This is a genomic window from Cupriavidus basilensis, assembly GCF_008801925.2.
Taxonomy (GTDB): domain Bacteria; phylum Pseudomonadota; class Gammaproteobacteria; order Burkholderiales; family Burkholderiaceae; genus Cupriavidus; species Cupriavidus basilensis.
This window is the reverse complement of sequence record NZ_CP062804.1, coordinates 847,274-860,251: the sequence shown is the minus strand read 5'-3', so window position 1 is coordinate 860,251 and position 12,978 is coordinate 847,274. Positions and strand designations below refer to the sequence as shown.

Sequence of the window (12,978 nt, the reverse complement as noted above, 5' to 3'; positions counted from 1 at the left end):
GGTTACTGCTATTGAAAAAATCGATAAGGACGCTCCCGGGCTGGCACGAAGTGCGCTCGCAACGTGTCTGCGTTTGGCGTCGGCAGGCCAACCCGAGGCATTTCAGTCGTCACGACAAAGACAGTGGCAAGACCGACAGCGGCCACTGCCACTCCGGGGGTGTCGGGCAGAGGTCTCTACGGCCACAGATGAAGATGTGCTCATGGCCCGAATCCTTGAAATGGCGAATTCGCGTGTGCCGTCATCACGCGGCGTTGGGTATGGGTGAGGCATGCGCACGCAGACGTTGATGTCCCCACAACGCCACCAGCAGCACCAAGGCACCGGCGCACAGCGCCACAGCGAATCCGGTCCGTGCGCCGCCCTCATCCACCACCTGGCCGGACGCCGCAGCGCCCAGCGCCACACCGACGTTCAGCCCCGCCACCAGCACGGCGGCAGCCAGAGCGGGAATGCTGCCAACCAGCAGCAGAGGCAGCGTGGTTGCGGCCGTCGCCGCACCGCCCAGCAGCAACAGACGATGCAATGGCGTTTGCAGCTTGAGTGCGCCGAACAGCAGTCCGGCTAGGCAGGAACCCACGGCATAGGCCGACAAGACCAGGCTGGCCGCTGTGGTGGAGCAGATCGACACCGAGATGGATCAGCGCGTGCAAGCTATCTCCGACACCGCCGAGGACGCCTGGGAAGGTTTTCGCAGCCGCTGCCGCGCCTATCTGGAGATGGCGCTGGAGCCGGAAATACAGCGCATCGTGCTGCGTGATGCCATGGCGGTGCTGGGCGGCGCCTCACCGGACTCGCAACGCCATTGCGTCGAGTCAATGCAACGACTGCTCGACAACCTCATGCGGCAAGGCGTCGTGGATGAAGCCGACCCGCAGGCACTGGCATCGCTGATCTACGGCAGCTTGGCCGAAGCGGCGTTCTGGATCGCAGACGGCGAGGACGGCAATGCGCGACTGGCGCGAGGTATGGTTGCCCTGGACTTGCTCCTGCGCGGGTTGTTGGTCAAGCGATAAGGTGTGGGGGACGCAAACTTCAGTATTGAAATGCGCCATGACATCCGTCTACATCCTCTGGCTCAGCAACCCCGCCCTCATGCAAAGGATCTGCGGCGCAAAGACTGCCGAGAAATAATGGCTGCTTCCTACTAGGGAATCGCTGATCAACGAGGACTTCATACGACGCTGCCAACGGCTTTAGCCTTGGCTTTTCGGCTCGGCTTACGCCGCAAAGGGCCGGCCCGGGCGATCCACGTTGCCACGCGCGATCTCACCTTCCGCAACCGCTCGGGCGATGGCACGCTGGTTTTGCCCAGCGAATATCTCGAAGTGGTGATCGAACGCAACCGCTAACGCGCAGCGCGAAGCGTGCCCCGGAAAAACCGACGAACCCGGAGCAAAAGGCGCTTCAGCCGTACGGTCGCAGCCGGCACCGGCTCCCTGCCCTGCTGCCTGGTATCCACCCTCTTTCAGAAGGGTACTGATATTGCTGTACTGCAGCACACTTACCAACGGCAACTCGATCGACCCTGTTGTTGCCATCCCTTGAGGGTGTAGGCGATCTCCCCGGCCTACACCCCCTTTTTCCCTTCTTCTCCCCATTTGAAGGGCCAGGACGTGTCAATCCAGGGTCGTTTTCAAAAAAGAGTGAATCCCCCCATCAGAGGGGATGAAAATAATAAAAACACCGTAATATCCGGCATTTCATCGTTTTTATGTCAGACATAAAAATATTGCAATGTTTGCCGCAAATGATCTCGGATATAGTGCAGCGCAACAATTGAATATTTAGCATTTTATTTATTTCATATCGATTTACCGTGGGAAGTAACTCGGAATATGAACAGCTCAGGCCGACAGGCATGAACTGGCTACTTTCAATTTCCAGCACCGTGCAAGACAAACACAACGAGCGAGGCCGCAACCGGCGCGGGAGAGAGAACCACCGCACCGTGTAGCCGACCTGCCGGACACACCAAATAACCACGCGGCACGCGCGGCGCCGCAAGCGCCGCGCGGCACGTTGTGGAATCAGTGAAAACGGGGTCCCACCAGAAGGTAGGGGGCAAAAAAGTGCAGCACACAGGGGTATTCACGCGTCAGGAACTGGACAATTACTTTGCCTCGTACGTAGGGATGGAAGGCGGAAACCCGAGGGCCAGTATCTGGATCTGCGACAGAAGCCCGCATCCCTGGTACGAGCGCCTGGCGGGGCCGTTACGGCCGCGCACGGAGCCACCGGCATGGGATGCAGCGTTTCGCGCGAAACATCGGGAAGACATGGGCAAATGGCTGAACCACCAGCGCATTGCCCGCATCATGGCCGCGGCGCGCGCGCAAGCGCTCGGTATCCGCCTGGATGACAATGACTGGAAGGCGTACTACCGGGACGAGCTCTACGCACCCGACGGCGCGCAATTCAAGCTGAACCTGTTTCCCCTGCCTGTCATGCTCGATGGCCTGACACCCTGGTCCAAGGTGTTCCGCGGCCAGTCCGAGCTCGTGCCCAAGGATCGCTACCTGGACCTGTGCCGGCATGGCGGGCGATTCCGCTTCCTGCGTACGCTCTGCGCGCACTGGCGGCCCAAGGTGGTCGTCTGCATCGGCTATCGCCAGGCTGACGACTTCGTACGCGCATTTGGACTCGAGCAGGTCGCATGTGAAGAGCGGCAACTGCAGCCCGCAGACCAGGTAAGGACCCTGCAGATCTACAAGCGAGATGGCACCACGTGGATCCTCTGCCCCGCCCTCGCCGGCAGCGCGGGGCTGACCTCCGACGTGCAGCTCAACGCGTTCGGCGAGCTGCTCGGCGCTAGCCTGGCGCCGAGCGACTTCGATCACCATCGCGCGGCGGCATGCGGTCAGGGCAGATTGCCGGAGAGCCTGAATGCGCTGTTGGCCGGGAGTGCCTCCGGCGGACTGCCAGGCGGCGGATATCCTGCCCAACGCCATCACCACCCTGACCTGAGGGACGCGCGGCAACACCGATCCGATTTCGTACCCCAGGCCATGTAGCCACCAGGGCCATGCGCCGGGCCTACGGATTACGCCTATATTCAAAGACCGAACCAAGCGCACGGACAGGGAGCAGCCATGGATCCTGAAGCCTTTGCCGGTCTCCTCGCCCGCGAGGGGTTCCGGGAAGTCGTCACCGTCACCCGTGAGGCTAACGGATCTCTTGGCGTCCATGCGCATCCCTTCGAAGCCAGGGCGCTGATTCTCGAAGGCATGCTTTACCTGGCGACCGAAGGCGAGGAACAAGCCTTCCGGGCCGGGGATGAATTCCACTTGCGCGCCAACGAAGCGCATTCTGAGCGCTACGGGCCACAAGGCGTGAAGTACATGGTCGGCAGGAAATAGCGCGCCGCGGCTGCCAGGCGCCTGGCGGGATTTGCACCAGTTGGCCAACTCATGCGAACATCCTCCGTTTTTTGGGAGCCCTGCCCATGAAACGCTCGACCTTGCTCGCATCGCTTGCCCTGCTCACGCTGGCCGTGGGGCAGCCCGCCGTCGCGGACACGCTGAAGAAACCCGGCCTTGACGCACTAGCCGCCGCCGCGCAGGCCAGCCCGCCAGCCGATTTCGACGCATTCCTGAGTGCCGCAGCCAAGGCCGATCCCTCGCTGGCAGGCAGTGTCACCGCCTATCGAAAGCACGCCCCGCTGCACGGCGACGACCTGACCAACATCGGACGCTTGCTCGGCCTCTATAACCGGATTCACAACCACCAGGCGGTGATCAGCGCCATCGAGCGCATGGTGGCCTTGCGCACCGTGCGCGACGACAAGATCCCGCAGCACGAGAACCCCGCCATCATCGCCTTCGGCAACCTGGTGGAAGGCATGGCCAAGGACTTCGGCCTCACCTTCCGCAACGTGGACAACCGCGTGTTCGAAGTCACGCTGCCGGGCACCGGCAAGGAAGAATTCGGCTTGCTCACCCACGCCGACGTCGTCCCTGTCGTGGCGGACGAATGGGTGCTGGACGACGGCACCAAGCTCGATCCGTTCAAGGTCACGCGCGTGGGTGATTATCTGTATGGCCGTGGCACCATCGACGACAAGGGCTCGATTGCCACCGTGCTGTATGCGATGAAGACCGTGAAGGAAAGCGGGCTGAAGCTCAACCGCACCATCCGGCTGATGATCGAGACCACCGAGGAAACGGGTGGCGATGGCATGAAGTACTACCGGCAGCACACCAAGCTGCCCGAGTACAACATCGTGCTCGACAGCAAATACCCCGCCGTGGTGGCCGAGAAAGGCTCGGGCAGCCTGAAGGTGTTTTTCCCCGTGCAGGCCACCGACGGCAACGCCACCGCCATCGTCGGCATGAGCGGCGCGGCGGCCGCCAACGCCGTGCCGCAGACCGCGAGCGCGCAACTCAAGGGCGGCGACCTGAACGCGGCCCGCGCCCGGCTCGAAGCAGCACGCACCGCCTTTATCGAGAAATACGCGCCGCAGGGCAAGTTCGCCATCGATATTACCCCACGCGCCGACAGCCTGGAGGTCAAGGTCACCGGCAGTTCCGCCCACGGCTCGCGGCCTGAGGAAGGCGTGAATCCCCTGCCGCGCCTGACGCTGTTCCTGCGGGAATCCGGCATCGCGCTGGCCGACAACCACTACGCGCGTGCAGCGAAGTACCTCGACGACCTGTATGGCACGGGCTACCTCGGCGAGAAGATGGGCGTGGCCTACAAGGACGACTTCATGGGCCCGCTCACCCTGTCGCCCAATCTCGTCCAGGAGAAAAACGGCCAGCTGGAAGTGACTACCAACGTGCGCATGCCGCGCGGCAACACGCCGCAAGCCCTGTCCAAGGCCGTAGCCGACAAGATCAACGCCTGGGCCGCCGCCAACCACGCAACGGTGACCATCAGCCACGACCAGGGCGACTGGATGGCGCGCGATCCTAAAGGCGCGTGGCTGTCCACGCTGCTCAACATCTTCGGCGACACCACGGGGCTGGAAGCCAAGCCCGTGCCCACCGCAGGCAGCACCACCGCCAAGCTGATGCCGAATGCCATCAACTTCGGCCCCGCCATGCCCGGCAAGAAGTACACCGCGCACAACGCCAAGGAGTACAAGGAAGTCGCCGACCTGGACCTGGACATGCAGATGTTCACCGAGATGCTGATCCGCATCGGGGACCTGAAGTCGATGCAGTGAGGCAGTGAGGCTGTGGCGGCTGCGTTGCGTTAGTTGCGGCCGCGAAACCTGTCCAATAGCCATTCCCGAGCGATCGCCGTGGTCGCCTCGGGTCGCTCCATGGACGGAATGGGACCAGTGGGAGCATCGTGATTGGCTCAGACGTCATCGATCAGGATATCGATTCTACTGTGCTCGCTCGGCCAATGCGCGAGCCAGGACAGGAACGTCCGTTGGCGCAATCGGTGACCGCGAGTTCGTAGCGGGCGAAGGAGCTTCCCTTCAAATCGCCACATGCCGCGGCGTGTGCGCGTCCTGATCGATTTCCTGCTACGCCAGCTGGGCCTATCCGCTTAGCAATCACACTCGGCACAACGATGGAAACGATCGCCATCCTGAATCATGGCCGCCACGGGCAACCTCCCCGTTGAACACCGCCCCGCCCCCTCATGTGAGACAGAACGTCGGTTTTTGTGAGACACAGCGTCAAGTGACGAAACGATAACTCTGCAAAAATTGGCGCCGGTTCGTGGTACGCGCCACCCTTCCAGCAAGAGCGCGGCCCGGGCCTGCGTGGCACGCGACCAGGCCATCCCAAGGGTTCTCGATAGCAGCCCGGCAGCGCAGCTTGTGCGCGGCGCAGCGCGCCGCGGCTGGCTGAGCCCATGCAGTTCCTGCGGGATGCGCCCGGCACGAGCCATAGCGTACTGAAAACACAATATTGAAGGCGGGAAATCTCATGTTGAAAAGTAGGACGACATTAATATCGCTGACACTCCTGGCCGCCGCCGCGCTCGCGGCATGCGGGGGCGACAATCCAGAGAACGCGGCCGCGAACGCTCAGACGCCCGCCGCGCCCACGCCAACGCCAGTGCCCCCGGCATCCGCCTGCGCCGAAACCGGCGTGGATGCAAAGTTCGCCTGCCAGACCGGGGCCACGGAGCCGCTCTACATCTACCAATGGGCGCTCAGGCAGGCCACCAGCTACTTCAAGTCTTTCTCCGGGATCGCGGATGGCGTCACCGATCTCAACGTGGAAGACGTGCATGCCGCGGGCATCAAGGGCCAGGGCGTCAATGTCCTGGTGCTCGACGACGGCGTCGATATCGGCAATGAGGACCTGGCCGCCAATGTGAACAGGTTGATGACCTACAACTTTGACGACGGCACCAACAACCCCACGCCCGCCAATATCCCCGAGAACATTAAGGAGGCACATGGCACCCATGTCGCCGGCATTATCAGCGCAGCGCAGAACGGGAAAGGCGTGATTGGCATCGCGCCCCGCGCGACCCTGGGCGGCGCGCGTTTCATCGGCACCGCGAATGCCAATATCTTGCAGGCCTACGGCGGTGCCGACTGGTCCAGGAACGCCCACATCATCAATGCGTCGTACGGAGGCAATCCCGTGGTGCCGGACGAGTACGACACCGAATCCGGAAGCAGCTCCGTCATCAGGGCCTTTCCAAACCTGAGAAGCGGCAAGGGCCTGGTCATGGTGAAGGCTTCAGGCAATGAGTACAACAACACCGGGGGCGACAATCCCAGGTTCTGCCCCGATATCGATGGGATAAGCGGCGTCATCAGTTGCGAGAATCCCGCGAACGACACAGAGGCGCTGGAGCCAGGCGTCATCCTGGTCGGCGCGGCCAACGCCAAGGGCATCAAGTCAAGCTACTCCAACGCCGGGGCGGTCAACTGGATCACCGGGCTTGGCGGTGAATTCGGCGAAGCGGGGCAATACGGAGAGCTCGGCTCCGGCCCGATGATCTTCTCGACCGACCTGAGCTCTTGCGCGAGAGGCTATAGCCGCAACTTCCTGGAACTCACCAACGCATTCAGCATTGGCGGCAGCGCAACCAACAAGAAAGATAACGCGAACTGCGACTATTCCAGCATGAATGGCACCTCGGCCGCCACCCCGACCATTTCAGGGGTGGTTTCCCTGATGCTGGCGGCAAATCCAAACCTGACGTGGCGCGACGTGCGCGAGATTCTTCGCGTCACCGCCAGGAGAATCGATCCGGACTATGGCTCGCGCAACAACCGGAATCTCCGGCTTGACCTGAAGCAGGGAACATTCACCGCCAGCGAAGACCCCAGCCTCGTCGATGGCAGCCAAACGGCACGGCTGGACCTGGGCTGGCAAAAGAATGCCGCGGGCAACTACTACTCGAACTGGTACGGCTTCGGCCTGGCGGATGCCGCGGCGGCCGTCAGGCTGGCGAAGGCATACAGTGCCTACAAGCCCGCAACACTGGCCATTGGCGACTTCACCAAGGCGTTCGCCGATAGCACCCAGCTCAAGTACGGCTCGGTCCAGAAGCTGGGGCAGTTCACGGTCGGCGGCAATGACAAGGTGGATGCCCTGCAGCTGAGACTTAGCGGCTCCATCTGCGTCGGCAGCGTTGGCGTCTTTGTCAAGTCGCCCTCCGGGACCATTTCCGCACTCGCTGTTCCATACAACAGCTACTACAGCACGGGCGTGCCGGAAGTGAAAAGCTACGGGCTAGGCAGCTATGCATTCCATGGCGAGAACGCCGCCGGGAATTGGGAGGTGTATGCGGTCAGCGTGATGCCAGCCACCGCTGCGCCCGGTACTTGCAGCAGCTTCCAGCCGGAAGCCGATGGCGTCAGCGTCAAGCTCGGCAAGCCCTTGGCTGTTGAATACCGTGTGATTGCCGCGAAATAAACGGGGCGAGGAGAATGATGATGAAAATGAATTTGTCCTTCAGGGTCTTGCTGTGCGGCGTCGCGGCACTGGCCACCACGCTGTGCTATGCAGGCGCGTCGACTTATGTGGCTGGGCAGCAGTTGTCGCCCGCGCAATTGAAGAGCCTTGCGGGTGCAACGGTCGTTCGCCTTGGCAGCCAGTCGCTCCAGACGCTGCCGGCCTCGGCTTCGGCCACGGCGAAGAACGCAGGAGCCGTGGGCAGTGCGGTGACACTGGTCGTCAACGATCGCGGCGTTGTGGGAGAAAGCCGCAACGAGGTGGTTGTTTCGCAAGTGTCGACCCAGGAAGTCCAGCAAGCGATTGGCAAGCTAAGCCACGCCGCAATCGGGGTCGAGTACTTCGACCACATGCGCATCAGCCAGTTGACGTTTGCTTCGTTCCAGGACGCGGTCAGCGCCAGGGAGCAGCTCAAGACAATCCTTGCGCCGGGGGCGGCGGTCGATGTCCCGATCCGGTATGGCAAGCCCAAGGTGCGCTGATCCGGCTTTCGCGGCCGGAGCCATGCCCTCTTGCCGCGTTTGAAGACCCCGGCTGCCTGGGCCCTGTCGTTGTCACGGCGCTTGCCTGGCGTGCTACATGCAGTGCGCCGGGCAGGTAATCGACATCGAGGGCTGAATCCTTGCAGTCAGGCGCCGGCACCGATGGCGGTGAATTCGCCGCGGAGGCTCTCCAGCCATGCGTTGATGGTGGCGGCCTCGCTGCCGTTGGCCGACGCTGTCGGCCAGTTGTTGCGGGGACGCTCCGCGAGCGCGCGCACCTCCCGCGGACTCAGTCTGAAGCGGCGGCGAAAGGCGCGGCTGAACGTGCTCTCGTTGGAATAGCCGTAACGATATGCCAGCTCGGCGATACTGAGCCCGCTGCCCTTGGATCGGGCCAGTTCATCGAAGCAGCGATCCAGCCGCCTGCCCTGGATGTAGGCGTTCACGCCGCCGTCGCTCTCGAACAGCCGGTAGAGGCTCGCTCGCGACAAGCGAAAGACGCTGGCAACCTGCTCAGCCGAGAGCGCTTCCGTGGCCAGATGTTGTTCGATATGGCGCCGTACCAGCTTGCGCATGCTGCGGCGCGCCGCCGTTTGCACATCAGGCTCGCTATCGCGCAGCCTGGCGCCGCTGCCCTCCAGCATGATCAGCGCCGCGGTGACCGATGCAGCCATCTCCTGCGCTGTCAGGCTGGCGCCGGCCAGCATGAGTTGCGACAGGTGAGACGCCAGCAAGCGTGTGGAACCCTGGCCGGCATCCAGCACGGTGCCGTGCAGGTTGCAGTTCCTCAGCGAGGCGGGAAGGCGGTCGCGCGGCACGGTCAGGGTGATGTTTGAAAACGCCGGCGTGCGGCTATCCAGCGTCCGCCCCAGGTCGAGCAGGCTGATCGATCCCTCGCTCGCATGGAATGGCCGGTTGCCATACTCGCCCTGAACGCCGCCCGAGACGTAAAGCTGGATCAGGATGTGGTCGATATTGCTGCGCCGGATCTCGACGCTGCCCCGCTTGAAGCGATGCGCCACGGAGCCCGCAACGCTGGCGATCAGGCTGTCGCCCAAATGGACGCCCTTGAGCTCGGCCGAGAAAGCGCCGGACGCGGCGCCAATCTCGACGTCAAAGAGCGGCGATAGCGCTGCGCGCCAGAGTTCGCAGGCGTCGGGAAGTGCCCGCCCATCAAGCCGGACATGCACTTGCGGCGGCGGCGTCGCGCCGTCTGCCTGCGCACCGGTTTCGGGTTCTGCCGCCATCTGTGCTGATGCTGGGCCTGCCACGCGATTCCTTTTTTTGGGGGGGGGGGCGGTAAAGGGCTTCGGCGCGCTGCGCATCGCCGCCCCGTCACCACGGTGCGGCCGCCATGCCGTAGCGTGCGCGCCGGCCCGCTGCAGGGCACATGATATCGAATGGATACGGTCATGCGTTAGCGCTGCGGCCTGCCCCAAAGAAAAACGCCCCACCGGGACCGCGTGGGGCGTTGCCTGACTGGACGATGTCTGCGCGTTACACCGGCACGTCCTTCATCGGGTCCGGCTTGCGGTTATCGAACCAGCGATACAACGTCGGCACCATCACCAGCGTCAGCAGGGTCGAGGTGATCAGCCCGCCGATCACCACCACCGCCAGCGGGCGCTGCACTTCGGAGCCCGGGCCGGTGGAGAACAGGAAAGGCACCAGCCCCAGCATGGCGATGGTGGCTGTCATCATCACCGGGCGGAATCGCTGGGTCGCGCCCTGGATCACGGCCTGGTCCAGCGACAAGCCGGAGTCCCGCAACGTGCGGATGTACGACACCAGCACCACGCCGTTGAGCACCGCCATGCCCCACAGGGCGATAAAGCCCACGGAGGCCGGCACCGACAGGTACTCGCCGGTGACGAACAGGCCGATGATGCCGCCGATGGAGGCAAACGGCAGCACGGTGATGATCAGCGTGGCAAAGCGCACGGAGTTGAACAGCAGGAACAGCAGGAAGAAGATCGCGGCGATGGTCACCGGCACGATGATCTTCAGGTGGCCCATGGCGCGTTCCATGTTCTGGAACTGGCCGCCCCACTCCAGGTAGTAGCCTTCCGGCAGCTTGACCTTGGCGTCCGCGGCCTGCTGCAGTTCGGCGACAAAGCCGCCAAGGTCGCGGTCCTTCACGTTGATCATCACCACCACGCGGCGCTTGGCCATTTCGCGGCTGATCTGCGCGGGGCCGTCGGTGACCTCGATCCTGGCCACGCTTTGCAGCGGCACCTGGGCGCCGTTGGGCGTGGCCACCAGCAGCTGGCGGATGGCCTGCACGTTATCGCGGAACTCCTCGGGCAGGCGTACCGCCGCGGCAAAGCGGCGCTCGCCCTCGAAGATGTCCGTGGCGCGCTTGCCGCCGATGGCGATCTCGATGATGTCGTGGATGTCGGAGGCATTGAGCCCATAGCGTGCGATGGCCTGGCGATCGATCTCGATCGACAGGTATTGCTGCCCGGAGATCCGCTCGATGCGGATGTCCTGCGAGCCCTGGATGCCGCCGGCAACCCGCGCGATCTCGCCGGCCAGCTCGCGCAGCTTGTCGAGGTCGTCGCCGAACACCTTCACCGCCACGTCCGAGCGCACGCCGCTGACCATCTCGTCGACGCGGTCGGAAATCGGCTGCGCCATCACGATCTGCACGCCGGGAATGGCCTTGAGCTTCTCGCGGATGGCGTTGGCGATATCGTCCTGGGTCCAGCCGTCGGGCCACTCGTCGCGGTCCTTCAGGCTGGCAATCGGCGTCGATTCGTTCTGGCCCTGCGGGTCGGCCGGGCTCTCCCCGCGGCCCACGCCGGACACTACCGATTTCACGCCGGGCACCGACAACACCAGCTTGTTGGCTTCCATCTCCAGCTTGACCGATTCCTCCAGCGAGATGTTGGGCACGCGGTCCAGCGCCGGCACGATCGAGCCCTCCTTCATCTCTGGGATAAAGGAGGTGCCCAGCAGCGGCACGATGGCCACGGTGGCCATGAACGCCACCACCGCGCCAATCACGGTCTTGCGGCTATTGTTCAGCGCCCAGTGCAGCATGCGCAGGTAATGGCGCTTCATGAAGGCGATCAGCCAGGTATCGTGCTCCGCGCCGCCCTTGAGCAGGTAGGACGACAATACCGGCGAGAGCGTCAGCGACAGGAACAGCGAGATCGCCAGCGCAATCGAGATGGTGAACGCCAGCGGCGCGAACATCTTGCCTTCCATGCCGGTCAGCGTCATCAGCGGCAGGAACACCAGGATGATGATGCCCACGCCGACGATCACAGGCGTGGCCACTTCCTGCACCGCCTTGACCAGGATCTCGGTCTTGCTCATGCCGCTCTTGTCGCGGTGGCCGAGCCGCTCGAACGCGTTCTCCACCACCACCACCGAGCCATCGACCATCAGGCCGATGGCGATGGCCAGCCCCCCCAGCGACATCAGGTTGGCCGACAAGCCCACCTGGTTCATCACCATGAAGGTCATCAGCGGTGTCAGCACCAGCGTGGCCAGCACGATGACGGACGAGCGCACATCCCCCAGGAACAGGAACAGCACGATCACCACCAGCACCACGCCTTCGAGCAGCACCTTGGTGACCGTCCACAGCGCGGAGTCCACCAGCTCGCTGCGGTCGTAGTACGGCACGATCTGCAGCTTGCCCGGCAGCATGCCGCGCTCGTTGATCTCGGCCACGCGGGCCTTGACGCGGCTCACCACTTCCTTGGCGTTGCCGCCGCGCATCATCATCACGATGCCGCCGACCGACTCGGTCTCGCCGTTCTTGACCAGCGCGCCCTGCCGTACCTCGTGGCCAATGGTCACGTTGGCCACATCCCGCACATAGACCGGCGTGCCCGCGACCTCCTTGAGCACAATGCTGCCGATATCCTCCACGCCCCGGGCCAGGCCCACGCCGCGGATCAGGTACTGCTCGGCGTAGTGCGGCAGCACGCCGCCGCCGGAGTTGGCGTTATTGCGCGCGAGCGACTGGTAGACCTGCTGCAGCGTGACCTGGTAATGCCGCATGCGGTCCGGGTTGACCAGCACCTGGTATTGCCGGACAAAGCCGCCCTGCGAGTTGATTTCCGCTACGCCCGGGATCGAGCGCAACAGCGGGCGCACCACCCAGTCCTGCGCGATGCGGCGCTCGGAGAGTTCCTCGGTCGTGAGCGCGCGGTTGCCGTCGTCGGCGCGGTCCAGCGTGTACTGGTAGACCTCGCCCAGCCCGGTGGAGACCGGGCCGAGCACCGGCGTCACGCCCTCGGGCATGCGCCCGGCCACCTCGATCAGGCGCTCCATCACCAGTTGCCGCGCGAAGTAGACGTCCGTCGCATCGGTAAACACCAGCGTGATCAGCGACAGGCCCGCCTTGTTGAGCGAACGCATTTCTTCCAGGCCTGGCAGCCCGGTCATGGCCATTTCCACCGGCACCGTGACAAAGCGCTCCACTTCCTCCGGCGAGCGGCCGGTGGCTTCGGTGGCGATCTGCACCTGCACGTTGGTGACGTCGGGGAACGCATCCACCGACAGTTTGGTTGCCGCGCGCAGGCCAAAGAAGAACAGCACCACCGCCAGCACGCAAACCACCAGCCGCTGTTTGATAGCGGCTTCCACAAGGGATTTCAGCATGA

At 63.6% G+C, this 12,978-nt stretch carries 10 protein-coding genes; 7 read left to right on the top strand and 3 right to left on the bottom strand.

Going from position 1 to position 12,978, the window contains the following annotated elements:
• Nucleotides 1-244: 244 nt before the first annotated feature.
• Nucleotides 245-631 carry a hypothetical protein gene (locus F7R26_RS24755; protein WP_206702555.1) on the bottom strand — a complete coding sequence of 129 codons (387 nt, stop codon included), beginning with the start codon at nucleotides 629-631 and terminating at the stop codon, nucleotides 245-247.
• Here F7R26_RS24755 and F7R26_RS24750 point away from each other — a divergent pair.
• From F7R26_RS24750 to F7R26_RS24720, 7 genes are all read left to right on the top strand, one after another.
• A complete protein-coding gene (locus F7R26_RS24750; protein ID WP_241754712.1) occupies nucleotides 615-1,016 on the top strand; it encodes a hypothetical protein in 402 nt (133 codons plus the stop codon). The two genes, F7R26_RS24755 and F7R26_RS24750, sit on opposite strands and share 17 nt — an antisense overlap.
• Nucleotides 1,017-1,202: 186 nt before the next feature.
• Complete coding sequence (locus F7R26_RS24745) at nucleotides 1,203-1,352, top strand: hypothetical protein (RefSeq protein ID WP_170301905.1); 150 nt, start codon at nucleotides 1,203-1,205, stop codon at nucleotides 1,350-1,352.
• A 927-nt stretch (nucleotides 1,353-2,279) separates the two neighbouring features.
• Nucleotides 2,280-3,014, top strand: coding sequence for an XpsR family transcriptional regulator (locus F7R26_RS24740; RefSeq protein ID WP_150987026.1), 735 nt, complete (start codon nucleotides 2,280-2,282; stop codon nucleotides 3,012-3,014).
• Between the two features lie 78 nt (nucleotides 3,015-3,092).
• Entirely contained in the window at nucleotides 3,093-3,359 is a 267-nt protein-coding gene (locus F7R26_RS24735) for a cupin domain-containing protein (protein ID WP_150987025.1), read from the top strand.
• 86 nt (nucleotides 3,360-3,445) lie between these two features.
• The gene (locus tag F7R26_RS24730; RefSeq protein WP_150987024.1) at nucleotides 3,446-5,167 is read left to right on the top strand and encodes a dipeptidase; all 1,722 of its coding nucleotides are present in this window, start codon (nucleotides 3,446-3,448) and stop codon (nucleotides 5,165-5,167) included.
• 718 nt (nucleotides 5,168-5,885) lie between these two features.
• Entirely contained in the window at nucleotides 5,886-7,838 is a 1,953-nt protein-coding gene (locus tag F7R26_RS24725) for a S8 family peptidase (RefSeq protein WP_150987023.1), read from the top strand.
• A gap of 26 nt (nucleotides 7,839-7,864) precedes the next feature.
• Nucleotides 7,865-8,359 carry a hypothetical protein gene (locus F7R26_RS24720; protein ID WP_150987022.1) on the top strand — a complete coding sequence of 165 codons (495 nt, stop codon included), beginning with the start codon at nucleotides 7,865-7,867 and terminating at the stop codon, nucleotides 8,357-8,359.
• A 146-nt stretch (nucleotides 8,360-8,505) separates the two neighbouring features.
• Here the strand turns inward: F7R26_RS24720 and F7R26_RS24715 are convergent, their stop codons facing one another.
• Nucleotides 8,506-9,606 (bottom strand): helix-turn-helix domain-containing protein, encoded by a 1,101-nt coding sequence (locus F7R26_RS24715; RefSeq protein WP_170301908.1) that lies wholly within the window; start codon nucleotides 9,604-9,606, stop codon nucleotides 8,506-8,508.
• A 250-nt stretch (nucleotides 9,607-9,856) separates the two neighbouring features.
• Nucleotides 9,857-12,976: an efflux RND transporter permease subunit gene (locus tag F7R26_RS24710; protein WP_150987020.1), complete on the bottom strand. Its 3,120-nt coding sequence runs from the start codon at nucleotides 12,974-12,976 to the stop codon at nucleotides 9,857-9,859.
• Nucleotides 12,977-12,978 lie beyond the last annotated feature (2 nt).